The sequence below is a fragment of the Bacillus sp. M6-12 genome (genome assembly GCF_002860285.1).
Classification (GTDB): domain Bacteria; phylum Bacillota; class Bacilli; order Bacillales; family DSM-1321; genus Peribacillus.
Genome location: NZ_PGVF01000021.1, coordinates 31,573 through 56,171, shown reverse-complemented (window position 1 = coordinate 56,171; position 24,599 = coordinate 31,573). Strand labels below are relative to the sequence as shown.

The window sequence follows — 24,599 nt, the reverse complement described above, 5'->3', positions numbered from 1 at the left end:
TGGAGCATGGTTTATTTTTTAAGGCTGAAAGCCGGATAATAGGAAGTTCTTACTATATTTATGCTGCAATGAACAGAAATCACTTCAAGAAGGTGCAAATGTAATGGTTTTATTAGGTACGTTAGTAAATGGAGCCTGTATTATTGCAGGCACTTTGCTGGGCAAGGTATTTCATCGTATTCCCCAAAAGACAAAGGACACGGTGATGAGCGGAATTGGCCTGGCAGTCACTGTTCTTGGGCTGCAGATGGGATTTAAAAGCCAGCAGTTTTTAATTGTTATTCTGAGCCTTGTATTTGGGGCGGTAATTGGCGAGTGGATTGACTTGGATGCTAAACTCAACTCGCTTGGAAATTGGCTTGAGCGGAAGCTTGGGGCAAACGAAGCTAATCCCGTTGCCCAGGGATTTGTAACAGCAACGTTAATTTTCGTAATAGGTGCAATGGCCATTATTGGTGCCCTGGACAGCGGCATTCGGAATGATCATGACGTGTTATACACAAAGGCAATTATTGATGGATTTACCTCCATTATATTGGCAACAACTTTGGGGATAGGCGTCTTGTTTTCCGCCGTTCCGGTTATGCTTTACCAGGGGGCCATCGCCGTATTCGCCACAAAAATTGATAAATGGATCCCCGAAGAGCTTATGGAATTCTTCATTACAGAGATGACTTCTACTGGCGGAGTCATGATTTTTGCTATCGGGTTAAATCTGATAGGCATTACAAAAATCAGGGTAGCAAATTTACTGCCAGGGATTTTGGTAACAGGATTGCTTGTTTCAGTTTTCTATTATTTTAATATCCAGCTATAAAAAGGATATACTGTTTGCATTTTTTCGATATTAATCATTGCAAAAAACCTTGTAAATTTCATACAAGGTTTTATGGCGTCTTTTCCTGGTCGTAAGCCCAATTTAAGTGTGAGAAAGAACGCTTGCGATGATAGTGGCTGCTTGCAAAATAAATACCGTTCGCAATTGTTTTTGCCATTTTCAAGACGAGGTTCAGCCGGGTATTTTGAAGCACCATATATTCCATGAAGCCGCTCACGTTTACGATGCCGGTGATATGGGCTTCTCCAACTTCAGGCAGCTCCTTATTTACCCCTGCTCCTGGTTTGACCGGCCCTTCACCGACCTGGACCATACCCACGCTTTTAAGTCTGCCAAGACAGGCATCGACCCCAATAATAAAGGGATTATCATGTTTATCATTTATTTCATTCAGCTTTTCCTGGAGGTTCACCGCATGTATCGGATCTTCTAGAGTGCCATACACATGGAAGTGGGAAGAGATTTTTTCATGCAATAAAGTTCCGACCAATGGGCCAAGGGAGTCGCCGGTAGAACGGTCTGTGCCAATGCATACGATCACTACAGGCTGAATTTGTTCAGAAGGAAGCAATGAAAGCAGACCCTGGGATATTTTTCGTGATGCATCAACATCTTCGTACAAAATCCGGCTTACTTTTTCCTTTTCTTCAAAAAAGCGCGGTCTCAGGTTCATCGTTTCCACTCCTCTGTAATAGTACTATAAGTATACGGAAAAAAAGGGAATTCTATACATACAGTGCGGTAAATAGAAATGTGGTGCATTCAGTCACTTAGGGTAAATGGAGAAGCGGAAAGGACCATTGGACTTGTCAACCAGCACTTAATCTTTTATAGTACTTAGCAAATGAAATTATAGTTTTGGCTTAAGAAAGTGACAGTCACATTATCGTCATATACTTTATTTTAATTCAGTAAAAAGCTTAACAATCCTTGGGTAGCTTTTTGTCCAATAAACCCTGCCGATTGAAGTTTTTATGTTGTGGATGATTACCATTTTCCATTAGTGGTTTTACCTATATACCCAAAGTGTTTTAAGTGAAAAACCACATAATTTTGGGACTAGATAATGAAATACAATGAAAGAAGGTAATGTTTTGGGGTTTTCAGAAAGATTTTTCCAACGGTTTTCAGATAAAATTACAAATGAAGATACATGGCTAACACTTGGAGAAGCAGTTTTAAAAATTATTATTATCCTGATTATTTCAGGCATTGTCATTAGGTTCGGAAAATCGGCAATAAGGAAATTCTTCCAGGTGCGGTCGCGAAGTCCGCTAAGAATTTCGGAGCGAAGAGAGGCTACTCTTTCAAAATTGCTGCAAAATGTGCTGACTTATGTTGTATTCTTCATTTCTTTAATGATGATTCTGCAGGCGATGACCATTGATGTAAAAGCACTTCTAGCCGGTGCAGGTATTGTCGGCCTAGCTGTTGGTTTTGGAGCACAGAGCCTTGTAAAAGATGTAATCACAGGCTTTTTCATTATATTAGAAGATCAGTTTTCTGTTGGGGATTATATCCGGATTGGCCAATTTGAAGGGGATGTAATGGAAATTGGTTTGCGAACAACAAAGATAAAGAGTTTTACTGGAGAACTCCATGTAATACCGAATGGTAATATTATGGAAGTTACCAATTTTTCTATCCATAATAGTGTAGCGGTGGTAGATGTCAGCATTGCCTATGATGGCAATATTGAATTAGCCGAATCTGCTATCCGCCATCTTCTTGAAAAACTTACCGCCGATTATGAGGATTTGGTGAAGCCCCCCGAACTGCTGGGGGTACAGAATATTGGTCCAGCAGAGGTAGTCATGCGTGTTGTGGCAGAAACAAAGCCGATGCGCCACTTTTTTATCGGCAGGGTATTACGAAGAGAAATTAAAGAATGCCTTGATGAACATGGGATTGATATTCCGGTGCCGCGGATGGTCATGTATAATCGTTCTGAATCGGATGGAAAACAACATAAACTGAATCAGCCCGAGTAAAGGAGGAGAAGGACTTGGAACTAAAGGAATTTGGGATAAATGACGTTGTGGAAATGAAAAAGCAGCATCCATGCGGAATAAACCGCTGGAAAATTATTCGCCTTGGGATGGACATCCGAATTAAATGTGAAGGGTGCGGTCATAGTGTAATGCTGCCGAGACGGGAATTCTCAAGAAAAATGAAAAAAGTGATCAAGAAGCATGAGGAATAGCATGCTTCTTTTTTTGCACAAATTTTCACCTGTATCGTTATATAATAGAAAGATAGACTTTTTATCTAGAGATCGGGAGATGAGTTGTAAATGGTGCAGATAGTAAAATCGTCCTGTCCATTGAACTGCTGGGACTGCTGCGGCTTTACCGTTTCTATTAAGAATGGAAAGGTTATCAGTATAGATGGTGATAAAGACCATCCCATCACTCAGGGGAAAATTTGCGGACGAGGCAGAACATTAGCTGATAAAACAAATTCCACTGAACGTCTTCTCTATCCATTAAAACGTGTAGACGGGGAATTTGTCAGGATATCATGGGAACAGGCATTAGATGAAATTGCAGCCAAGATGGCTGAATTAAAAAATAAATATGGCTCTACATCGATTTTGCATAGCCACGATTATGCAAATAGCGGTTTATTAAAGAATCTTGACCAGCGTTTTTTTAATTGCTTTGGCGGCGTTACCGAAGTAATAGGGAGCATTTGCTGGGGGGCAGGCATTGAAGCACAAAAATGGGATTTTGGCAATTCCCATAGCCATTCACCGGAAGATTTGTTTAATAGCAGCCATATTTTAATTTGGGGACGGAATGCAGCGAGAACCAATCTCCATCTTTTTCAGCGTCTTCAACAAGCCAAGAAAAAAGGGATTCCAATTACTGTTATTGACCCAATTTATAATGCTACTGCAAAAATTGCTAATCAATATTTCTCTATAAAGCCAGGAATGGATGGTCTGTTGGCGGCGGGTGTAATCAAGGAGCTGCTGGAGCAAGGATGGGAGGATAGCCAGTTTATTCAAAACCATTCAGTAGGGTTTGAAGATTTACAGTCCCTTGTAGACTCCATTTCATTTGAAGCTATTTGTGAACAGGCGGAAGTTTCAAGGGAGACTATTGCCTATTTGGCCCAGCTATATGCCAGCGGGCCTGTCTCCACTTTTATGGGGCTTGGCATGCAGCGCTACAGCAACGGCGGGAATACAATCCGATTAATTGACGCACTTGTAGCAGTAAGCGGAAATATTGGAATTCCGGGCGGTGGTGCTAATTTCGGAAAGGTTCAGGTTGGACAATCCTTTGATATCGAAGCAATAGCGTTGCCTGAAAGGAAAAAAGAAAGCCGGCAATTTACAATGATGAAACAAGCAGAAGGGATTTTGAATGCTGAAAACCCAAGCATCAAAATGATTTTTGTTACCTGTGGGAACCCGGCTTTACAGGTACCGGATTCCAATCAGGTAGAAAAGGCGTTCAGTTCAACTCAAACAGTGGTTGTCATGGACCATTTTCTGACGGATACCGCACTTCTTGCTGATTATGTACTGCCATCGACCACTTCATTTGAAGAAGAAGATGTGTATTATTCCTCAATGGATCATCATTTTGTGAATTATGGCCCGCAGCTTGTTGATCCGCCAGGAGAAGCTAAAGCGGATCTTTGGGTTTGGACACAGCTGGCTGAAAGGTTAGGATTCGGGGAAGTCTTCCATTTTACTCGACAGGAATTCATTGATATGGGACTGAAGCCTTTAACGGCATACGGGATTAACTATGAATCACTTAAAGAGGCTCACTATAAGGAACTTCCGGTTGAAAAGGTACCTTGGCAGAATAAACAATTCCAAACACAAAGCGGTAAATATGAATTTACATCAGCGCTGGGAGAAATGAAAGGCTATGAAAGCAAGCTTGCATTGTCACTGCCAGCTGAATCCAAATGGACAAATTCGGATAAGGCCGAAAAGTATCCATATTCCCTGCTTACCATTCACCCGCTCCGTTCAAACCATTCGCAGCATTATCATTTGATTGACGGGCTTGGAAGGCTTAAGGTTGAAGTTAGCCCGGATCTGGCAGAAAGTCTGCAAATTGTGGAAGGCGACATTGTTAGAGTATGGAATGACCGAGGTGAAGTAAAAGGGTCTGCTGCTGTTCTGAAAGCTGCGCACCCGGGGACAATCAATATTGATGAGGGCATTTGGAAAAGGTATGGCGGAAGTATTAACTCTCTGACATCGTCTCGAGAGTCTGATAACGGAATGGGCAGCACAGTTTATGATTGCTTGGTTAATATTGAGAAAATATAGCAGACTTGATCTATGCCATATTGCACAGATGCTTGTATTTTTTACTTTCAATCTCTATAATTGTGAAAGGTTCATAGAAAATTGAAATGGTACCGTTCTAACGGGCCTTTTGACAAATAGATTGCTGAAAATTTAAGAGGAGTGAAAGTGAAAATGGCTTTAACAGCAGGTATTGTCGGTTTGCCGAACGTCGGGAAATCGACTTTGTTTAATGCAATTACACAGGCTGGCGCTGAGTCTGCCAACTATCCATTCTGTACGATTGACCCGAACGTAGGAATTGTTGAAGTTCCGGACCATCGTTTGCAAAAGCTTACAGAGCTTGTCCAGCCGAAAAAGACAGTTCCTACGGCGTTTGAATTTACCGATATTGCCGGTATCGTTAAAGGGGCAAGCCAGGGCGAGGGGCTAGGAAACAAGTTCCTTTCGCATATCCGTCAGGTTGATGCGATCTGCCAGGTTGTCCGCTGTTTCGCAGATGAAAATATTACCCATGTTTCCGGAAAAGTAGATCCAATTGACGATATTGAAGTAATCAATCTTGAATTGATTCTTGCTGATCTGGAATCTGTTAATAAGCGTATTGAACGCGTTGGGAAAATGGCCAAGCAGAAAGACAAGGATGCTATGTTTGAGCATGAAGTACTTGTTGCTATAAAGGATGCTTTGGAATCGGAAAAGCCGGCACGCGCCGTTGAAGTTACTGAAGAGCAGCAAAGAATCGTAAAAGGTATGCACTTGCTGACAGCAAAGCCTATGCTATATGTAGCGAATGTTAGTGAAGAAGAAGTCGCAAATGCAGACGATAACGAATATGTTCAAAAAGTCCGTGAGTATGCTGCCAAAGAAAACGCTGAAGTAATTGTGATTTGTGCCAAAATTGAAGAAGAAATTGCTGAGCTTGAAGGTGAAGAAAAAGAAATGTTCTTATCCGAGCTTGGCATTGAAGAGTCTGGTTTGGATCAATTAATTCGAGCTTCTTATAGCTTACTTGGCTTGGCAACATATTTCACAGCTGGTGTACAGGAAGTTCGTGCCTGGACATTCAGACGCGGAATGAAAGCACCTCAATGTGCAGGAGTTATTCACTCTGATTTTGAGCGCGGCTTTATTCGGGCTGAAATTGTTGCTTATGATGACCTGTTGGCTGCCGGAAGCCATGCAGCTGCAAAGGAAGCAGGAAAAGTGCGATTAGAAGGCAAAGACTATGTCGTCCAAGACGGAGATGTTATCCACTTCCGCTTTAATGTCTAAATAAAAGCTCTGCAGAATTTTTTCTGCAGAGCTTATTTATTCTTTGGTAATTTGGTTAAATCAAATATATGCAAAGCCTCCATTACGGGATTTAAAGTTCCTCAATAATCCTTTTAAAAGAAGTGCCTCAATCACATTGCAAAGCCCAATAAACTATGATATAATTTCGTATTGTGAGTAATTAAGTTTTTTAAATTGCTCCTTGCCCTATGGGGCCGCATAGACCAAAAGGAGGTGACAGTGATGAGAAAATACGAAGTTATGTATATCATCCGTCCAAACATTGAGGAAGACGCTAAGAAAGCACTAGTTGAGCGTTTCAACACAATTCTTTCTGATAATGGCGCGGAAGTTAATGACTCAAAAGAATGGGGTAAACGCCGTCTTGCATACGAAATCAATGATTTCCGTGACGGTTACTACATGCTTTTAAAAATTAACGCTGAGGCTGCTGCGGTTCAAGAATTTGACCGTCTTGCAAAAATCAACGAAGACATTATCCGTCATATCGTAATTAAAGAAGAAGAATAATTCCATATAAATACAAAATTTCCGAAATTGTTTCTTTAGAGACAAACTTAGGAAGGGAGTTGATTCTGATGATGAATCGCGTTGTTTTGGTAGGGCGCTTAACGAAGGATCCTGAATTGCGATACACACCAAATGGAGTGCCTGTTGCCACGTTTACTTTAGCTGTAAACCGTGCATTTACGAATCAGCAGGGAGAACGGGAAGCAGACTTTATCAATTGTGTTGTTTGGCGTAAACCGGCAGAGAACGTTGCTAACTACCTGAAAAAAGGCAGTTTAGCAGGCGTGGATGGACGTGTCCAGACACGTAACTATGAAGGACAAGACGGCAAACGAGTGTATGTAACAGAGATTCTTGCTGAGAGCGTTCAATTCCTTGAGCCGAGAAGCAGTTCTGCAGGTGAAAGAAATGAAGGCGGTCCTTATGGAAATCAGCCGCAGCGCAATAATGATTTTTCATATGGACAACAGAATCAGAATCAACGAAACAACAACAATTATACTCGTGTGGATGATGATCCATTTGCAAATGACGGTAAAACTATCGACATTTCAGATGACGATCTGCCATTCTAACGACGATATATGGCCGTGAATATATGTTAAAAAAAGAAGGAGGGAAATTGACATGGCAGGAGGACGTAAAGGCGGACGTGCTAAACGCCGTAAGGTGTGTTACTTCACATCTAACGGAATCACTAAGATTGATTACAAGGATGTAGATCTTCTTAAGAAATTCATCTCTGAGCGCGGTAAAATTTTACCACGCCGTGTAACTGGCACAAGCGCAAAATACCAACGTAAATTGACGATTGCAATCAAACGCTCTCGTACAATGGCATTACTACCATACGTATCTGGTGAGTAATAAATGATCAAGAAGCGGGAACTCGTTCCCGCTTCTTTTTTATATCCAAAAAATTGTATCTTAACCGGCAAGTTACGGGTTTTTGCTGAATCATCTGCACGAAAAAAAGCACAAACCAATTGGCTCGTGCTTTTTTTCGTCCCGCATAAAGCGAAAATTTTGGAAAATCTGCAAAATCAATGTAAAGATTCTAGCGCTGAGTATATCGGTTCAGTGCCGTCGTACCTGTCACCCGATCAGCAAACCTTCCATTCAAGGTATTCAATACGAACCTTGAAGTCGCTGTTAAACAATTCATTGCTTACCAGTCCCTTCCGTTTTGTATTGTATTTCCCTTGGATTATCTATTTACCCCAGTATCATTCTATAAAACCTTTTATTGAACATTTTCTGCTGGAAAGGGCCGGAGCTGCGATACATAGTTTGGAGTTAAAACTTATGAGAGTTTTTGTTAATAAAAAGGAACAGTTTTACATGGGATTAAAGTTATAAAATTTTGTGTTGCTGTGTTAAAATAATAACCAATAAAAAGTGGTTTAGGATATTCAGAGAAGGTATTTTGAAAGCAAGCGGTAAGTTTGAAAGAAAAGGGGAATTATAGGTAGAATATTATTATTGCGGCTTAAATTGCAGGAAACGGAGCAGGTGTGGAACATGGACAACAGTAAGAAAGTGGCGGAAAGCGGTCTTTTATTGGGTATCTTTGCAGTGATGCTGACTTTCTTTATGTATGTACCATTTGCAGGTTTTTTCATGCTTATATGTTTCCCGATTCCCTTCGTTCTCATAGCTGTTAAGCAGCCATTTCAATGGTCCTTTGGCTTTCTGTTCCTCGCTTGTTGTATATCTGTGTTGATTGGATCAATTCACATAATTCCTGTTATTTTGCTGTTTGGAATGACTGGCATTATACTGGGCTGGCAGCTCAGCAGAAATGAGTCTCCAGGACCCTTATTGGTTTCTACCGTATTGGCTTTTTTGGCCGGACTCCTGCTGCTTTACGCATTTTTAGCCGTTTTTCTGGACATCCATTTTATAGAAGAGAGCACTTCTTTTTTCAGGCAAGGATATGAAGAGTCCGCAAAAATATTAGATGGCTGGGGGCGTGCGCCAAGTGCGGAGGACAGGGAACGAGTCTTTGAATCCTTGGAATTGATGAACACCCTGCTGCCGAGTCTTTTGGTTATGGTTTCTTTATTGATGGCGGTGCTGATATTATCTGCGGCTCGTCCAATAGTAAAAAGATTCACAGAAAAAAGGATTCCAGTGCTTTCTATAAAAGAACTTAGATTACCCAGCAGTCTTTTATGGTATTATTTAATTGTCATGGTCTTTAGTTTTTTATTGCAGAACAATGAATCTGGCGGCCTTTATTCTGTCTTGTCCAATTTCTTATTTATACTGCAATTTTTTGTATTGATTCAGGGATTTTCTTTCCTGTTTTATTTCACGGCTCAGAAAGGCTGGCCTAAGGCAGTTCCATTGCTGGCGGTTGCTTTATCATTCCTCCTTCCGGGATTACTATCGTTCATTAGGATTTTCGGGATTATTGACCTCGGATTCCCAATAAGGAAGCAAATTCAGAAAAAATAGCTGGCTTTTAGCCGGAAATTACTTTTAACAGGCGCTTTAGGAGCTGAAAATATGCCATCTTACTTAAAGAAACAATCGATAAGGTATCCGTTATTCGGATTGCTTGGTATTGTGATGCTCTTGCTGATCGTACTGGCTTATCACCAATGGCTGATAGCACTTTTAGGCCTTATAGTCATATCGATTTTGTTTTATTTCACCTTTTCGATTGATTTAAAAAAGCGCAGAGAGACGGAAGAATATATTTCTACACTTTCCTACAGGCTGAAAAAGGTTGGTGAGGAAGCTCTCCTTGAAATGCCAATCGGTATCATGTTAATTAATGATGATCTGTATGTTGAGTGGACAAATCCTTTCATGGCATCCTGTTTTAACGAAGATTCGCTTGTTGGAAGATCCCTCTACGATGTAGCTGATTCGATTATCCCCTTTATCAAACAGGAAATGGAAAATGAAACAGTGACGCTCCAGGAGAGGAAATTTCGTGTTATCCATAAGAAGGAAGAAAGGCTGTTATATTTCTTTGATGTGACAGAGCAAGCTGAAATAGAAAAAATGTATGAAGCAGAACGCACTGTCATCTCAACTATTTTTCTTGATAATTATGATGACCTTACCCAGGGTATGGATGATCAGAGAAAGAGCAGTATCAATAGCCTTGTTACATCCCTGCTTGATAAGTGGGCGAAAGACAACGGTGTTTTCTTAAAACGAACTTCGTCCGAACGCTTTATTGCCATTTATAATGAACAAATTCTAACTCAGCTTGAGAAGTCGAAGTTTTCCATTCTAGATGAAATACGGGATGCCACGGCTAAACAAAATGTACCGCTGACATTGAGTATTGGGGTAGGCTCGGGTGTCTCCTCTTTGCCGGAGCTGGGACTGCTTGCCCAATCAAGCCTTGACCTTGCTTTAGGCCGAGGCGGCGATCAGGTGGCCATTAAGCTTACCAATGGAAAAGTAAAGTTCTATGGCGGCAAGACAAACCCTATTGAAAAACGTACAAGGGTCCGTGCCCGGGTCATTTCCCACGCAATAAAAGATATCGTGTTAGATAGCGACAAAGTTATCGTGATGGGCCATAAGTTTCCTGATATGGATTCGATTGGTTCAGCTATTGGAATAGCAAAGGTCGCACAGCTGAATAATCGGGAAGCGTATATTGTCGTGAATTTTGCGGAAATTGATATTGGTGTCCAGCGGCTGATGGCAGAGATTCGGAACAAGCCTGAATTATACGCGCGCTTTATCACTCCGGAAGAAGCCTACGATATGATAACGGACGAAACCCTTCTTGTTGTAGTGGACACCCACAGGCCGTCAATGGTTATTGAAGAAAGATTGTTAAATAGAATCGATAAGGTGGTAGTTATAGACCATCACCGCCGGGGAGAAGAATTTATTGATCTGCCACTGCTCGTTTATATGGAGCCTTATGCATCCTCGACAGCCGAGCTTGTGACAGAGCTGCTGGAATACCAGCCGAAGCGCAGCAAGGTGGATATGCTGGAGGCAACAGCATTGCTTGCAGGTATTATCGTAGATACGAAGAGCTTCACACTTCGGACCGGTTCCCGTACATTTGATGCAGCCTCTTATTTACGGGCCCAGGGCGCAGACACCGTTCTGGTGCAGAAATTCCTCAAGGAAGATGTTGATACGTATATCAGGCGCTCTAAGCTGATTGAAACGGTTTCCTTTTACCGTGAGGGAATCGCTATTGCGAAGGGAAGTCCGGACCAAATCAATAATCAGGTATTAATCGCTCAGGCTGCCGATACACTTTTAACGATGGACGGTGTGGCAGCATCCTTTGCTATATCCAAGCGTTCCGAGAATATGATCGGAATCAGCGCACGTTCTCTTGGGGATGTGAATGTCCAGATTATTATGGAAAACCTCGGAGGCGGCGGCCATCTCACTAATGCAGCTACCCAGCTTACCGATATTTCCGTAGGTGAAGCAGAGCTGCGCTTAATAGAAGCTATTGATGAATATTTAGAAGGGGGAAAAACAGAATGAAGGTAATCTTTCTTAAAGATGTTAAAGGTAAAGGAAAAAAAGGTGAAGTTAAAAATGTGGCTGACGGATATGCTCACAACTTCCTGATTAAGCAAGGACTTGCTGTAGAGGCATCCAATTCAAGCATGAAAACCTTGGAAGCTCAGAAAAATAAAGAACAAAAAGTAGCCGAACAGGAGCTTCAGCAAGCAAAAGAACTTAAGGACAAACTGGAGAAACTGACTGTTGAATTGAATGCAAAAGCTGGTGAAGGCGGCCGTCTATTTGGTTCTATTACTACCAAGCAGGTTGCTGAGGAGCTTCAGAAAAAACACAGCATTAAACTTGATAAGCGTAAAATGGAACTGCCGGAAGGAATCCGTTCTCTTGGACATACAAAAATTCCCGTAAAGCTTCATCAGGAAGTAACAGCAACACTTACAGTACATGTTAAGGAAATTAACTAATTTTTGATATTTTTATCTTGCCGAAAAGTTGGTAGAATAGATAGTAAGCCAAAAGATGTGATAGAACCTGATTGGTTCCATCACATTTTTTCTGTTTATTTTTGTTCCTAAGTATTAGAGATAAATAGTCTGTGAAAGAAGATATTCCTCGAAAAGGAGGTTACTGTATGAATGAACTGTTTCAGGACCGTTTGCCTCCGCAGAATATTGAGGCTGAGCAGGCGGTATTAGGTGCTATATTTCTTGAGCCTTCTTCCTTAATTCAAGCCTCAGAGGCATTGATTCCAGAGGACTTTTATAGATCCGCCCACCAAAAGATTTTTAACGTAATGCTAAAGCTCAATGATAACGGGAAGGCCGTCGATCTGATTACGGTCACCGAGGAGCTGGCTGCATCCAAAACTCTTGAGGAAGTTGGCGGGATTTCGTATTTGACTGAGCTTGCCGGATCTGTGCCGACGGCTGCCAATATCGAATACTATGCGAAAATAGTAGAAGAAAAATCACTGCTTCGCAGATTGATCCGAACTGCTACTACAATTGCGCAGGATGGATATAGCAGGGAAGATGAAGTAGATGGCCTGCTGAGTGAGGCTGAAAAAAATATTATGGAAGTTGCCAACCGGAAAAATGCAGGTGCCTTCCAGAATATTAAGGATGTCTTAGTCAGAACGTATGACAATATTGAAGTGCTTACTAACCGAAAGGGAGATGTTACCGGCATTCCGACAGGATTTGCAGAGCTTGATCGGATGACGGCAGGTTTCCAGCGAAATGATCTAATTATCGTAGCCGCCCGTCCTTCTGTCGGTAAAACAGCCTTTGCCTTGAATATTGCCCAGAATGTTGCAACAAAAACAGAAGAAAATGTAGCTATATTCAGTTTGGAGATGGGGGCAGAACAGCTTGTTATGCGTATGCTGTGTGCGGAAGGCAATATTAATGCCCAAAACCTTAGGACAGGCTCATTGACGGATGAAGATTGGCGCAAGCTTACGATGGCAATGGGAAGTCTCTCTAACGCGGGAATATATATTGATGATACGCCAGGTGTGCGGATTGGCGATATTCGCTCAAAATGCCGCCGCTTAAAGCAGGAACAAGGCCTTGGCATGATATTAATTGATTATTTACAGCTGATACAAGGGAACGGGCGGTCCGGTGAAAACCGCCAGCAAGAGGTTTCGGAGATTTCCCGTTCACTTAAGGCTCTGGCGAGGGAGCTGCAGGTTCCTGTAATTGCACTGTCTCAGCTTTCCCGTGGAGTAGAACAGCGCCAGGATAAGCGGCCTATGATGTCTGATATCCGGGAATCAGGAAGTATTGAGCAGGATGCTGATATTGTAGCCTTTCTTTATCGTGATGATTATTATGATAAGGAATCGGAAAACAAGAATATCATTGAAATCATTATTGCAAAACAGCGTAACGGCCCAGTAGGCACCGTTTCACTTGCCTTTGTAAAAGAGTACAATAAATTTGTAAACCTCGAGCGCCGATTTGATGATGCCGGTGTACCGCCTGGGGCTTAAACTAAACAAAAAGTTAATCCTGTCAGATTTGGCGGGATTTTTTTATTTAGGAAAAAAGTTATAAACATTCCTTTTAAAACAGTGAATGCTATTTAGTTAAGGGATTATTTTATATAAAGTGTGGAATTACTAGAAAATAGTACATCATCTTAGTTTTTACGAACGAAATATTAAGTTTAAATGTAATTGTTCGGATATTTATTGACATATCCCCTATTTTCTTGTTAAGCTTATCCTGTTTGTAGAGAACCGGTCATAGCCGGTATAACGTGAAATTTTGGAGGTGCTTTGGAATGTCTTCAGTCGTAGTAGTTGGAACCCAATGGGGAGATGAAGGAAAAGGCAAAATCACTGATTTTTTATCAGAAAATGCAGAAGCAATTGCCCGTTATCAAGGCGGAAACAACGCAGGGCATACCATTAAGTTTGGCGGAGTTACTTATAAGCTTCACTTGATTCCATCTGGAATTTTCTATAGCGATAAAATTTGTGTAATTGGAAATGGTATGGTTGTAGATCCGAAAGCACTTATTAAAGAGCTTGAGTATTTACATAGCCACGGAGTGTCAACGGATAATTTAAGAATCAGTAATCGTGCGCATGTGATCCTTCCTTATCATCTAAAGCTGGATGAGGTAGAAGAAGAGCGCAAGGGTGCCAATAAGATCGGTACAACGAAAAAAGGAATTGGCCCTGCATACATGGATAAAGCCGCACGAATGGGTATCCGGATGGTGGATTTGCTTGATCGTGAAATTTTTGAAGAAAAGCTTTCAAGAAACCTTGAAGAGAAGAACCGGTTATTGGAGCGTTTCTATGAAACAGAAGGCTTTAAAATTGAGGATATCCTTGACGAGTATTATGAATATGGCCAGCAGGTCAAAAAATACGTCTGCGATACTTCTGTTGTTCTCAATGATGCTCTGGATGAAGGCCGCCGTGTCCTGTTCGAGGGGGCACAAGGTGTAATGCTTGATATCGACCAGGGAACATATCCGTTTGTTACGTCTTCCAATCCCGTTGCCGGTGGAGTGACAATTGGTTCTGGCGTTGGACCTACTAAGATTAACCATGTAGTTGGGGTATGTAAAGCCTATACAAGCCGTGTTGGAGATGGCCCATTCCCTACAGAGCTTGATAATGAAATCGGTCACCAAATCCGTGAAGTCGGCCGTGAATATGGTACAACAACGGGCCGCCCGCGCCGCGTCGGCTGGTTTGATTCTGTTGTAGTCCGCCATGCGCGCCGTGTCAGCGGAATTACGGATCTTTCATTAAACTCTATTGACGTACTGACAGGAATTGAAACAGTAAAAATCTGTGTAGCTTACAGCCATAAAGGGGAAATTATTGAAGAGTTCCCTGCTAGCCTGAAGGTGCTTGCAGAATGTGAACCTGTATTTGAAGAGCTGCCAGGCTGGACTGAGGATATTACTGGCTGTAAATCACTTGATGAACTGCCTGCAAATGCACGCCACTACCTGGAGCGGGTGTCCCAGCTTACTGGTGTGCCTCTTTCCATCTTCTCTGTTGGTCCTGACCGTGCCCAGACGAATGTGGTTAGAAGCCCTTGGCGCCAGGTATAAATAGTATATAAAGTATTAAATTTGCCCTGCCGTGTTTAACATGGCAGGGTATTTTGGTTTCAAAAAAAATTCTTCAGGCTATAACTATAAGGATTTGAAAAATGAAACCTTCTGTCAGATATTTCGTATAATTAAGAGACCAAATAAGAAATCGAGGTATTTGTATGAACAGGCCCGTTTTGGAATACCGCCTTTTAAAAGCTACAGAGGAATATACGGCACTTTATCATTATGAACATATTGAACTTGAGCAGATCGCGGCGAGGCGAGAGTGTGAATTTTTTGTAAAAGATGGCGTAACATACCAGCAGGCTTCATCGGCCAAAGAGCAGGATTTGTATATCATATATGTAAAAATTCATGAAGAAAACGCGCTGGAACCTGTTGATCCAGCCGCTATAGGATCAATAAAACTGGAAATAAGGGAGCTGAATGCGATAAGAAACCATCCGGTAATAGATTCCTTTTACCTAGATAACCATATGCAGGTTCTCGGGTTTATCGGCTGTACCTTTCATTATTTCCAGGGTAAGGAGTGGGAAAGGGACTCGGCTGAAATTGATGAGGACCGCAGAGTGTATGTGCTATATGTAACACCGACTGGCTTGACAATATAAGAAGGAAAGATTGTCGCTTAAGGAGGACGAAACTTTGAAAAAAACAAGAAAAATGATGAGCGGTGTGGCAGCTACGCTATTGGCTGTATCGATGGCGGGCTGCGGCAATGACGATGACGCCCGTCCAGCAGAACCAACCGGTGAAGATTGCAATGACTGGGATTGGGATGAAGAATCGGAAAGTTATTATTGTGATGACAGAAAATCGAGCCACTTTGGCATGTTCTGGTTTGCCGGCGGGTGGTTTGCTTCAAGGTCGGCTTTAATGAATTCCAGCAGCTATAAATCTTACAAAGGAAATACAAATAAATCAGGAAATGGCTATAAGTCTGGAATTGGAAGCGGCTCTAAAGGCGGTTTTGGAGGCTAGATGGATAGTCATGTGAGAAAAAGGGAAGCGTTATACCGGCATATTCCTGACTTCTGGCCCGACTTATACGGAATGGAATATGCCCTGCTTGATATCAAATTAGAATCAAGTCAGCGAATTAAAACACTAAGAGAGGCTGCGGAGAAAGCGGGCAATATTTTTTACAAGACAGCAGGATTGATTCGCCAGCTTGGGGATGACACATTATTAGAACTTGGATTCCCGGCCGAAATCCTGCCATTTTTAAGGCTTAAGCACCTGCCGGTAGAGAGTGTTATTGCCCGCCTGGATTTAGCTTATAACGGGAATGGCTGGAAGGTGCTCGAGCTGAATGCCGATACACCAACCTTCATAAAGGAGCCATTTTTTGTAAATGAGTATGTATGCCGTTATTTTCAAAAAGCAAACCCGAACAAAGGGATGGAATATGAATTGGCGGAGGCGATGCGTAAAGCTATTTTTACCTCATTACAGTCAAGGGAATCCTCTAGAGATCCGTTAATTGTGTTCACCTCCCATGAAGATCATGAGGAAGATCGTCTTACCGCATTATATCTTATGGAAGTCAGCGAGCTTAAAGCAAGCTACATTCCGCTAAACAAGCTCCGGGTTGTCGAAGAGGATTTAATCGTGGATGGTAAAATCACGGTTCACAAGGGTTTATACACACCAGATGGGCAAAAGATTGATCTGTTATATCGGCAGACGTATCCTATTGAGCATCTGGTCGATGATGAGGATCCGGATACAAAAGAAAAAGTTGGGCTTATGCTGCTCCAGCTGGTGAAGGATGGCTGTTTGGCCATGCTAAATCCCCTCTCTGCTTTTCTGCTGCAGTCCAAGGCAGTTATGGCGCTGATCTGGGGGCTTCATGAAGAGCGAAACACTTTTTATACTGACGAAGAGCATCACGATATTGAATTATTTTTTCTTCCTACTTATTTGGACAGCGATTACTTCCTGGAACAGGGATGTGAATTTGTCAGAAAGCCTTCTTTCGGACGCGAAGGCGATACAGTGGAAATATATGATGAAACGGGATACATCAGGATAGAGGATGCGAATAAGTCGTATTCAGGCTCTATGCCTGTATTTCAACAATTTATCCCTCTGCCTGTGCACACAATTACTACGGTTGATGGACAGAAGGATGCCCATATTATGTATGGCTGTTTTTTAGTAAATGGTAAGATAAGCGCGGTCGGCATTCGCGCAGGAGGCCAAATTACGGACAACGCTTCCTATTTTTTACCTGTAGGTATTGACGACTCGGAGGAGGATTTATAGTATGAATGACATTTTTTCCATGGAAGCTTTCCTTAGCTTTCTTGCACACACAGGAACAGGCTTTGGACTTATTATTTTAGGGCTGATTGCTTTTGCTTTAACAACCAGGTTTTCAGAAAGGAAATTGATCGCAGAGGGAAATCTGGCAGTCGCTCTTAAGCTGTGGGGCAAGGCAATCGGGCTTGCAATTATTATCTATACTGTTTGGTCCGGAAGCACCAGCTTGATGGACGCCTTTATTTGGGGACTGATCGGAATTGTCGTGCAGGTAGTGGCCTATCTCATCATTGAGTATGTACTTACTCCAAAAATCAACTTAGCCAGCGAAGTGGAAAAAGGGAATGTGGCGATCGGATTCAGTCTGTTTTCAGCCGCTATCGTAGTGGGTATCGTCGTAGCAGCCAGTCTGACCTATTAAAAAAAAGGAAAGAGGATATGGCATGAAGCGATTCAGGGAAAAGCGAAAGAAGAAACAGCAAGGTACTTACACTTTCTGGGAAGGTGTACTGGATACGGTACTATTCATTCCGGAGATAATATTTTGGATATTCCGAGGGATGTGGCTGGTATTTCGGAGCATTATAAGAGCATTATTTGATAGTACACCTTAAAAAAGGAGAAGGGCGAGCCAGGTCAGGCTTGCTCTTTTAAATTGGCTGGAAGACTCAGGAAGGTTCGCAACCGAAAGCAGGTTAAAAGAAAGATGGGGTAGCCTTTTCTAAAAATGAAGCGGTGCAAGTAAGGAATCCAACGAAAAATTAGGAATTAAGCAAAAGGGAGGACTTTTTCAGCGAAAAAATGATAATGAGCACGGCGGGTAGTGAAATAATTGAACACTGATGCGATGATAGTCTAGAGTAAAAAAACTAGCATTGAAAAAAACTTTTAATAATTCTATTGCTTTTATTATTCCTTCTATGATAATATTAAAAACGTCGTCAAGAAGCAATAGATTTTCCTTACATAGAGAGCCATTAGCTCAGTCGGCAGAGACGAGCTGCGGAGTTTACGTCTTGAAATGAGGTAAACGGAGCACATCTGTACAGCTTAAACACGTAGCGGAAATACTATACTAATAAAGAGCCATTAGCTCAGTCGGTAGAGCATCTGACTTTTAATCAGAGGGTCGAAGGTTCGAGTCCTTCATGGCTCACCATTTCTCTTTATAATATGGCCCCTTGGTCAAGCGGTTAAGACACCGCCCTTTCACGGCGGTAACACGGGTTCGAATCCCGTAGGGGTCATTAAAAAAGCGGAAGTGCCTTGTTCAGGCACTGCAGCTGGACATAAACAATATTAAAAAATGGTCCCGTGGTGTAGCGGTTAACATGCCTGCCTGTCACGCAGGAGATCGCGGGTTCGATTCCCGTCGGGACCGCCATTTATTTTAATTATTATTTTGTTGAAAATAGCATAGTATCCTGAATCATCTGCGAGTTGTACCCAACGAGAAGCATCTTGTATAATCTCCCTGAGTTGGGGACAAAGGACTAAGCCAATCAAAGTTTAGGAAAACAATAATACATACGGCTCGGTAGCTCAGTCGGTAGAGCAAAGGACTGAAAATCCTTGTGTCGGCGGTTCGATTCCGTCCCGAGCCATACTTACGAAAAACATCTGTTTCAGATGTTTTTTTGCGTTTGTTTTGTATCGTATAATAACCGCTTCCATGTGCTCATTTTCAAATATCTGCTATTTTAATAGTCGTTCAAAAAGATGATTTAAGCTATATAAAATGTTAAAGTATAATAGAGGCTTTGGCGCTTTCTTTTTAAGATGTCCTGGCTTTTATTTCTATACATAAATAGAAATCTGCTGAAAAGTTGATATAAACAAAGGAGACCTATGATGGAAAAGAAAATCCTTGTTGTTGATGATGAAAAACCGATTGCTGATATATTACAATTTAATTTAAAAAAAGAAGGCTTTGATGTGTATTGTGCCTATGATGGCAATGAAGCGGTTAAAATGGTAGATGAAATCCAGCCGGATTTAATTCTCCTTGATATTATGCTCCCGATGCGTGATGGCATGGAAGTATGCCGGGAGGTCCGTAAAAAATATGAAATTCCAATCATTATGCTGACGGCCAAGGATTCTGAAATTGATAAGGTGCTGGGTCTTGAGCTGGGGGCAGATGATTATGTTACAAAGCCGTTCAGCACGAGGGAATTGATTGCACGGGTTAAATCGAATTTACGTCGCCAGCAGGCAATTGTGACCCAGTCCACAGATGAGGAAGAATCGAAGGAAATTGAAATTGGTTCGTTGATCATCCATCCGGATGCATATGTGGTATCAAAGCGCGGCGAGACAATTGAGCTTACCCACCGTGAATTTGAACTGCTTCATTACTTGGCAAAACATATCGGACAAGTAATGACAAGAGAACATTTATTGCAGACTGTTTGGGGATATGATTATTTTGGCGATGTTCGTACAGTTGATGTTACAGTAAGGCGGCTTCGTGAAAAAATAGAAGACAATCCAAGCCATCCAGGCTGGATCGTAACTAGAAGAGGGGTAGGCTATTACCTTCGAAACCCTGAACAGGAGTAGGATTCATGAAAAAAGTAAGCTTTTTTCGTTCCATTCATTTAAAATTCGTCCTGATTTATGTCTTGCTGATATTGGTGGCCATGCAGATAATCGGTGTCTATTTTGTCCAGCAGCTGGAGGAACGCCTGCTTGAAAACTTCCGTAATTCTATTAATGGACAAATTAACCTGATCGTTTACAGCCTGGAAGAGGAAATGTCCAAGTCGAGGGATATAGACGGTGCTCCTACTGTTGAAGAGGATATTAAGCCTATTTTGTCGGATTTTTATGCCCCGGATGTTTCAGAAATCAGAGTAATTGATTCTACTAGCCGGATTATCGGCACTTCGAGCTCGGACCAGGGGATTGTAGGGAAGCGGACAACAGAAATTCTGATCAAACGAACGCTTGTGGTCGGGGAAGAAGCTAGCCGGATGCTGGTAGACCCGCATAATGGGCGGCGGATATGGGTGCTTTCTAAACCGATTGTTTCTAAAGGCGATGTAATCGGTGCTGTCTATATGATCGCGGAAATTGAAAATGTATTTAAAGAAATGCGCGAAATCAATAATATTTTTGCTACAGGAACGGGAATTGCGATGAGCATTACCGCTGTACTGGGCATATTGCTTGCCCAGACGATTACACGACCTATGTCTGACATGAGGAAGCAGGCCCTGGCAATGACCAAAGGGAACTTCTCACGAAAGGTTAAGGTTTACGGCAATGATGAGATTGGCCAGCTTGCCGTGACCTTTAATAATCTAACGAGAAAGCTGCAGGAAGCCCATTCCACCACAGAAGGAGAGCGGCGTAAGCTATCCTCCGTATTGAGCTACATGACGGATGGCGTAATCGCTACAGACCGTCGGGGACGTGTAATCCTGATAAATGAACCGGCGGCAAAATTACTGACTGTTTCACGTGAAACAGTCCTAAGCCAGCCGATCGTTTCCGTGCTTGAACTTGAAAATGACTATACCTTCGACGACCTGCTGCAGCAGCAGGAATCACTAATTCTGGACTACAGTTCAGAGAATAAACCATATATTTTGCGGGCGAATTTTTCAGTGATACAGAAGGAAACAGGCTTTGTGAATGGATTAATTACCGTTCTTCACGATATTACCGAGCAGGAAAAGATTGATGAGGAGCGAAGAGAGTTCGTCGCCAACGTGTCCCATGAGCTGAGAACACCTCTGACAACAATGCGAAGCTATCTTGAAGCACTTGCCGATGGAGCCTGGAAGGATGAAAGCCTGGCACCTAATTTCCTGGACGTAACCCAAAATGAAACAGAGCGAATGATCCGTCTTGTTAACGATTTGCTGCAGCTTTCAAAGCTTGATAGCAAAGATTATCGATTAACTAAGAACTGGGTTAATTTTAATGAGTTTTTCAATCATATTATTGATCGATTTGAAATGACAAAGGCTGAGCATATCACGTTTAAACGCAATATTCCTAAGAAACCTATATATGTTGATATTGATGAAGATAAAATCACCCAGGTACTTTATAATATCATTTCGAATGCAATAAAATACTCTCCAGAAGGCGGACAAATATCATTCGGTGTGAAGGAAAAGGATGAAATTATTGAAATCAGCATAAGCGACCAGGGTGTAGGAATTCCAAAGAATACCCTGGATAAAATCTTTGAACGTTTCTACCGCGTAGATAGAGCGCGATCGAGGAATCTTGGCGGTACAGGACTGGGACTGGCCATTGCTAAGGAAATGGTTCAGGCCCATAACGGAGAAATTTGGGCTGCAAGTGAAGAAGGAAAGGGAACAACCATCTTCTTTACGCTGCCATCCGAACAAGAACAAGAGGATGATTGGTCATGAGAATTGAAGGGGTAAAAAATATCATTCTGACCGTTCTAGTCACGACTAGCATCTTGTTAACCTGGAATATATGGACATATCAGCCAGATTTAAAACAAGCTGAACAAAATGAATATATTCAGGAAATAAATATCAGGGCCAAACAGGATATAAAAAATATCATTCAGCCTTCTCAAATTCTTTACCATAAAGAGAAAAAACATTTTGTTTCGCTGGATGAAAAAGAAATCAATCGTGTCATGAATGGGCTTTTTGAATGGAAGCTTGTTGACTTGCAGGATATCTCCCATAAAGTTGGTGAGAAAAGCTTTACTGCTTTTGTCCATAAGGAAGGGAATGCAGAAATAAAGTTTCCGGACCCCATCCCTATGCGGGTTTACAAAAACTTGCTGGACTTAGAGGGAAAAGAAGTACCTAACGGAAAGTTTGACCGTATTGTCTTTAATGCAGAAAAGATTGAGGGCGAACAGTCCAGTCTTTACTTTATATCTTATGAAACCCGGAGGATTTATGAAAGTAAGGTCAATTCATCAAACCTTTTAAACTTTCAGAAGCATTTTTTTAATAATGCCAACCGGTTCCCAGAGTATGAGCCATATGAAGTAACTCCGTTTAGGACGGTTTTTCTTCCTAAGGAAAATATAAAGCTGAGCAGCTATCAATATATTCCGGAGCTCCTTGATAAAAATAAGTTTAAAGATGCCTTGTTTAATGATCCGAGCAGGGTAAAAAAAGAAAGGGTTTCGCGTGGAGACCAGTATACAGACGGCTCCAGCCTAATGAATGTATATAATGAATATTTAATAATCGATTATGTCAATCCAGCAAGAAGTAATACCGTCACACAGGAATCCGATGAGCTGCTTCAAAGGAGCATTGATTTCATTAACGACCACGCTGGCTGGGATGATAAGTTCAAGTTTTCGGGCTTAAGCGAAGCAGAGCAAAGGGTTGAATACCGTTTATTTATACAGGGTTATCCCGTATTTAATGAAATGGGAATGTCTCAAATTATACAGGTATGGGGCAGCGATCGAATTTATCGGTATACAAGGCCATTCTTCTCCATAGATAGACCGCTGCCATCCGGTACATCAACAGTATCCGAAGTGCCTTCCGCAAAATGGGCGATGGAAAGGCTGAATGAAATGAACCTGGATATGGATGCATTTGAGGATATTGCGATCGGATATAAGCTTTCTATAGACCCGAAGGAATCAAGGCTTATTCTGCTCGAGCCAGCCTGGTACTACCGCTATGGCGGCAATTGGGGGCCCATTCCCTTTAAAACATCTGCAGGGAAGAAAGGGATGGGAGGTCAAGAATAATGGAATGGAGCAAAACAAAATCAATCTTTATTATTGTATTTCTTGTCCTGAATATTTTTCTATTGTTTCAATATATGGAAAAAAGGAGCTCCAATAAATATGAATATATCCCTGTGACAACCCTGGAAGAAGATCTGAAAGAAAATGAAATTACTTATGGGAAGCTTCCTGACGGTATAAAAGAGGAAAAATATGTGACTGCTAAAAGCAAAGCATTTACAAAAGGCGATGTGCAAAAAATGAAAGGGCAGGGAGCAACCATCGCAGGAGAGACAACACTGATTTCAATCCTGGAGAAACCTTATAAGGTTGAGAAAGACTTTAAGAGTGAACAGCTTAATAAGTTTATAAGTGATACAGTTTTATTTGGCGATGAATATAAATATTGGTCATTTGATGAGGAACAAAATACGATCATTTATTATCAAGAATTCCAGGATAAAATGTTCTACAACAATCCTAACGGAGAATTAAGATTTCATTTAAATGAAAACGGGGAAATAGATTCATACGAACAGACCTACCTGGAAGACATAGAAACCTTCAATGATCCCGAGGAAATCCTTCCTCCCCTGCAGGCGATTGAAATATTGTTTACAAACGATGATCTTGGGGCAAAAAGCGAGATTACTAATGTGGAACTTGGCTATTACACATACGTACAAACGGCCTCCCATGTACTTGCACCTACATGGCGCATTGTTGTAGATGGCAAAAAAAATCTGTTTGTTAACGCATTTGAAGGCCAAATCATTGAAATGAGTCCGGAAGAAAAAAAATTGGAGTGATAAACATGCATTTTAGTGTTCTCGCTAGCGGGAGTACGGGAAATGCCTTTTATGTAGAAACGGAAGACCAGGCTATCCTTGTGGATGCCGGTTTAAGCGGAAAGCAAGTGGAAGCCTTATTCAAAGGCATCAACCGTGATATTTCCAAGCTATCAGGCATCCTTGTCACACATGAACACAGCGACCATATCAAGGGATTGGGCGTTCTTGCACGGAAATACAAGCTGCCGATTTACGCGAATGAAAAAACATGGAAAGCCATGGAGCACAATATTGGCGAGGTGCCCCTTGAGCAGAAGTTCACGTTTGGAATGGAAACGGTCCAATCCTTTGGCAGTCTGGATATCGAATCGTTTGGTGTATCCCATGATGCAGCTGAACCAATGTTTTATGTATTTCACCATAATGGAAAAAAACTGGTACAGATCACGGATACGGGCTATGTCAGCGACCGGATGAAAGGCATCATTAAGAACGCAGATGCCTACATTTTTGAAAGCAACCATGATGTATCGATGCTGAGAATGGGACGGTATCCATGGAATGTAAAGCGGCGTATACTCAGTGATGTAGGACATGTCTCAAATGAAGATGCCGCAATCGCTATGAGTGAAGTCGCAGGCGACAACACGAAGCGAATTTATCTCGCCCATCTAAGTGCCGACAACAACATGAAGGATCTGGCGAAAATGTCTGTAACCCAAACTCTTGAAACAAAGGGTATTATTGTGGGAGAGCAATTTTCTCTTTATGATACCGACCCTAAAACACCAACTCAGCTGGTTTCAATATGAAAATGAAGGGGAATGAAGTCTAGAGACTATCATTCCTTTTTTTATTTCTGAATTTCTT

General features: G+C 41.8%; 24 protein-coding genes and 4 tRNA genes. 27 read left to right on the top strand and 1 reads right to left on the bottom strand.

From position 1 onward, the window contains the following. Positions 1-103: 103 nt before the first annotated feature. Positions 104-817, top strand: coding sequence for a DUF554 domain-containing protein (locus CVD28_RS21010; RefSeq protein WP_101596194.1), 714 nt, complete (start codon positions 104-106; stop codon positions 815-817). 70 nt (positions 818-887) lie between these two features. Here CVD28_RS21010 and yyaC read toward each other — a convergent pair whose 3' ends face one another. Next, on the bottom strand, positions 888-1,511 hold the full coding sequence (gene yyaC, locus CVD28_RS21005; RefSeq protein ID WP_101596192.1) for a spore protease YyaC: 624 nt from the start codon (positions 1,509-1,511) through the stop codon (positions 888-890). 403 nt (positions 1,512-1,914) lie between these two features. Here yyaC and CVD28_RS21000 point away from each other — a divergent pair, with 403 nt between their 5' ends. From CVD28_RS21000 to CVD28_RS20875, 26 genes are all read left to right on the top strand, one after another. Beyond that, on the top strand, positions 1,915-2,829 hold the full coding sequence (locus CVD28_RS21000) for a mechanosensitive ion channel family protein (RefSeq protein WP_101596190.1): 915 nt from the start codon (positions 1,915-1,917) through the stop codon (positions 2,827-2,829). A gap of 14 nt (positions 2,830-2,843) precedes the next feature. Then, complete coding sequence (locus tag CVD28_RS20995) at positions 2,844-3,041, top strand: DUF951 domain-containing protein (protein ID WP_101596187.1); 198 nt, start codon at positions 2,844-2,846, stop codon at positions 3,039-3,041. A gap of 90 nt (positions 3,042-3,131) precedes the next feature. After that, positions 3,132-5,135 carry a molybdopterin-dependent oxidoreductase gene (locus tag CVD28_RS20990; protein WP_101596185.1) on the top strand — a complete coding sequence of 668 codons (2,004 nt, stop codon included), beginning with the start codon at positions 3,132-3,134 and terminating at the stop codon, positions 5,133-5,135. A 153-nt stretch (positions 5,136-5,288) separates the two neighbouring features. Next, positions 5,289-6,389 (top strand): redox-regulated ATPase YchF, encoded by a 1,101-nt coding sequence (gene ychF, locus CVD28_RS20985; protein WP_101596238.1) that lies wholly within the window; start codon positions 5,289-5,291, stop codon positions 6,387-6,389. A gap of 243 nt (positions 6,390-6,632) precedes the next feature. Further along, complete coding sequence (gene rpsF / locus CVD28_RS20980) at positions 6,633-6,920, top strand: 30S ribosomal protein S6 (protein WP_101596183.1); 288 nt, start codon at positions 6,633-6,635, stop codon at positions 6,918-6,920. 68 nt (positions 6,921-6,988) lie between these two features. Then, on the top strand, positions 6,989-7,495 hold the full coding sequence (gene ssb, locus CVD28_RS20975; RefSeq protein ID WP_101596181.1) for a single-stranded DNA-binding protein: 507 nt from the start codon (positions 6,989-6,991) through the stop codon (positions 7,493-7,495). Positions 7,496-7,547: 52 nt separating this feature from the next. After that, positions 7,548-7,787 (top strand): 30S ribosomal protein S18, encoded by a 240-nt coding sequence (gene rpsR, locus CVD28_RS20970; RefSeq protein WP_101596180.1) that lies wholly within the window; start codon positions 7,548-7,550, stop codon positions 7,785-7,787. Between the two features lie 654 nt (positions 7,788-8,441). Beyond that, positions 8,442-9,380 (top strand): YybS family protein, encoded by a 939-nt coding sequence (locus CVD28_RS20960; RefSeq protein WP_142384808.1) that lies wholly within the window; start codon positions 8,442-8,444, stop codon positions 9,378-9,380. Between the two features lie 51 nt (positions 9,381-9,431). Then, the gene (locus tag CVD28_RS20955; protein ID WP_101596173.1) at positions 9,432-11,405 is read left to right on the top strand and encodes a DHH family phosphoesterase; all 1,974 of its coding nucleotides are present in this window, start codon (positions 9,432-9,434) and stop codon (positions 11,403-11,405) included. Next, positions 11,402-11,851, top strand: a complete 450-nt coding sequence (rplI, locus tag CVD28_RS20950; protein ID WP_101596170.1) for a 50S ribosomal protein L9 — start codon at positions 11,402-11,404, stop codon at positions 11,849-11,851. Before CVD28_RS20955 ends, rplI begins: the two co-directional genes overlap by 4 nt. 167 nt (positions 11,852-12,018) lie before the next feature. Further along, positions 12,019-13,383 (top strand): replicative DNA helicase, encoded by a 1,365-nt coding sequence (gene dnaB, locus CVD28_RS20945; RefSeq protein WP_101596168.1) that lies wholly within the window; start codon positions 12,019-12,021, stop codon positions 13,381-13,383. Positions 13,384-13,676: 293 nt separating this feature from the next. Further along, complete coding sequence (locus tag CVD28_RS20940; protein ID WP_101596166.1) at positions 13,677-14,969, top strand: adenylosuccinate synthase; 1,293 nt, start codon at positions 13,677-13,679, stop codon at positions 14,967-14,969. 164 nt (positions 14,970-15,133) lie between these two features. After that, positions 15,134-15,586, top strand: a complete 453-nt coding sequence (locus CVD28_RS20935) for a hypothetical protein (protein ID WP_101596163.1) — start codon at positions 15,134-15,136, stop codon at positions 15,584-15,586. A 34-nt stretch (positions 15,587-15,620) separates the two neighbouring features. Next, complete coding sequence (locus CVD28_RS20930; protein ID WP_101596160.1) at positions 15,621-15,956, top strand: hypothetical protein; 336 nt, start codon at positions 15,621-15,623, stop codon at positions 15,954-15,956. Beyond that, a complete protein-coding gene (locus tag CVD28_RS20925; RefSeq protein ID WP_101596158.1) occupies positions 15,957-17,243 on the top strand; it encodes a glutathionylspermidine synthase family protein in 1,287 nt (428 codons plus the stop codon). It begins immediately after the preceding gene. Position 17,244: 1 nt separating this feature from the next. After that, complete coding sequence (locus CVD28_RS20920; protein WP_257985942.1) at positions 17,245-17,661, top strand: DUF350 domain-containing protein; 417 nt, start codon at positions 17,245-17,247, stop codon at positions 17,659-17,661. 22 nt (positions 17,662-17,683) lie between these two features. Then, positions 17,684-17,854: a hypothetical protein gene (locus tag CVD28_RS28280; RefSeq protein WP_180954260.1), complete on the top strand. Its 171-nt coding sequence runs from the start codon at positions 17,684-17,686 to the stop codon at positions 17,852-17,854. Positions 17,855-18,323: 469 nt separating this feature from the next. After that, positions 18,324-18,399 (top strand) — tRNA-Lys (locus CVD28_RS20915). Positions 18,400-18,415: 16 nt separating this feature from the next. Further along, positions 18,416-18,487: transfer RNA gene (locus CVD28_RS20910), tRNA-Glu, on the top strand. Between the two features lie 61 nt (positions 18,488-18,548). Next, positions 18,549-18,624, top strand: a tRNA-Asp gene (locus tag CVD28_RS20905). A 147-nt stretch (positions 18,625-18,771) separates the two neighbouring features. After that, positions 18,772-18,844, top strand: a tRNA-Phe gene (locus tag CVD28_RS20900). A 247-nt stretch (positions 18,845-19,091) separates the two neighbouring features. Beyond that, the gene (gene yycF / locus CVD28_RS20895; protein WP_180954259.1) at positions 19,092-19,802 is read left to right on the top strand and encodes a response regulator YycF; all 711 of its coding nucleotides are present in this window, start codon (positions 19,092-19,094) and stop codon (positions 19,800-19,802) included. A gap of 5 nt (positions 19,803-19,807) precedes the next feature. After that, a complete protein-coding gene (gene walK / locus CVD28_RS20890) occupies positions 19,808-21,631 on the top strand; it encodes a cell wall metabolism sensor histidine kinase WalK (protein WP_101596153.1) in 1,824 nt (607 codons plus the stop codon). Continuing rightward, positions 21,628-22,959 (top strand): YycH family regulatory protein, encoded by a 1,332-nt coding sequence (locus tag CVD28_RS20885; RefSeq protein WP_101596150.1) that lies wholly within the window; start codon positions 21,628-21,630, stop codon positions 22,957-22,959. Before walK ends, CVD28_RS20885 begins: the two co-directional genes overlap by 4 nt. After that, complete coding sequence (locus CVD28_RS20880; protein ID WP_101596147.1) at positions 22,959-23,747, top strand: two-component system regulatory protein YycI; 789 nt, start codon at positions 22,959-22,961, stop codon at positions 23,745-23,747. The genes CVD28_RS20885 and CVD28_RS20880 overlap by 1 nt, the downstream gene beginning before the upstream one ends. Beyond that, positions 23,747-24,541, top strand: a complete 795-nt coding sequence (locus tag CVD28_RS20875; RefSeq protein ID WP_101596232.1) for an MBL fold metallo-hydrolase — start codon at positions 23,747-23,749, stop codon at positions 24,539-24,541. The genes CVD28_RS20880 and CVD28_RS20875 overlap by 1 nt, the downstream gene beginning before the upstream one ends. Positions 24,542-24,599 lie beyond the last annotated feature (58 nt).

Excerpts from the sequence above, each read along its gene's own strand:
- CVD28_RS21010 (WP_101596194.1), top strand. The coding sequence starts at position 104 with ATGGTTTTATTAGGTACGTTAGTAAATGGAGCCTGTATTATTGCAGGC.
- dnaB (WP_101596168.1), top strand. The coding sequence starts at position 12,019 with ATGAATGAACTGTTTCAGGACCGTTTGCCTCCGCAGAATATTGAGGCT.
- yyaC (WP_101596192.1), bottom strand. The coding sequence starts at position 1,511 with ATGAACCTGAGACCGCGCTTTTTTGAAGAAAAGGAAAAAGTAAGCCGG.
- CVD28_RS20885 (WP_101596150.1), top strand. The coding sequence starts at position 21,628 with ATGAGAATTGAAGGGGTAAAAAATATCATTCTGACCGTTCTAGTCACG.
- CVD28_RS28280 (WP_180954260.1), top strand. The coding sequence starts at position 17,684 with ATGAAGCGATTCAGGGAAAAGCGAAAGAAGAAACAGCAAGGTACTTAC.
- CVD28_RS20990 (WP_101596185.1), top strand. The coding sequence starts at position 3,132 with ATGGTGCAGATAGTAAAATCGTCCTGTCCATTGAACTGCTGGGACTGC.
- walK (WP_101596153.1), top strand. The coding sequence starts at position 19,808 with ATGAAAAAAGTAAGCTTTTTTCGTTCCATTCATTTAAAATTCGTCCTG.
- rplI (WP_101596170.1), top strand. The coding sequence starts at position 11,402 with ATGAAGGTAATCTTTCTTAAAGATGTTAAAGGTAAAGGAAAAAAAGGT.
- yycF (WP_180954259.1), top strand. The coding sequence starts at position 19,092 with ATGGAAAAGAAAATCCTTGTTGTTGATGATGAAAAACCGATTGCTGAT.
- CVD28_RS21000 (WP_101596190.1), top strand. The coding sequence starts at position 1,915 with ATGAAAGAAGGTAATGTTTTGGGGTTTTCAGAAAGATTTTTCCAACGG.
- ychF (WP_101596238.1), top strand. The coding sequence starts at position 5,289 with ATGGCTTTAACAGCAGGTATTGTCGGTTTGCCGAACGTCGGGAAATCG.
- CVD28_RS20940 (WP_101596166.1), top strand. The coding sequence starts at position 13,677 with ATGTCTTCAGTCGTAGTAGTTGGAACCCAATGGGGAGATGAAGGAAAA.
- ssb (WP_101596181.1), top strand. The coding sequence starts at position 6,989 with ATGATGAATCGCGTTGTTTTGGTAGGGCGCTTAACGAAGGATCCTGAA.
- CVD28_RS20935 (WP_101596163.1), top strand. The coding sequence starts at position 15,134 with ATGAACAGGCCCGTTTTGGAATACCGCCTTTTAAAAGCTACAGAGGAA.
- rpsF (WP_101596183.1), top strand. The coding sequence starts at position 6,633 with ATGAGAAAATACGAAGTTATGTATATCATCCGTCCAAACATTGAGGAA.
- CVD28_RS20925 (WP_101596158.1), top strand. The coding sequence starts at position 15,957 with ATGGATAGTCATGTGAGAAAAAGGGAAGCGTTATACCGGCATATTCCT.
- CVD28_RS20955 (WP_101596173.1), top strand. The coding sequence starts at position 9,432 with ATGCCATCTTACTTAAAGAAACAATCGATAAGGTATCCGTTATTCGGA.
- CVD28_RS20920 (WP_257985942.1), top strand. The coding sequence starts at position 17,245 with ATGAATGACATTTTTTCCATGGAAGCTTTCCTTAGCTTTCTTGCACAC.
- rpsR (WP_101596180.1), top strand. The coding sequence starts at position 7,548 with ATGGCAGGAGGACGTAAAGGCGGACGTGCTAAACGCCGTAAGGTGTGT.
- CVD28_RS20880 (WP_101596147.1), top strand. The coding sequence starts at position 22,959 with ATGGAATGGAGCAAAACAAAATCAATCTTTATTATTGTATTTCTTGTC.
- CVD28_RS20960 (WP_142384808.1), top strand. The coding sequence starts at position 8,442 with ATGGACAACAGTAAGAAAGTGGCGGAAAGCGGTCTTTTATTGGGTATC.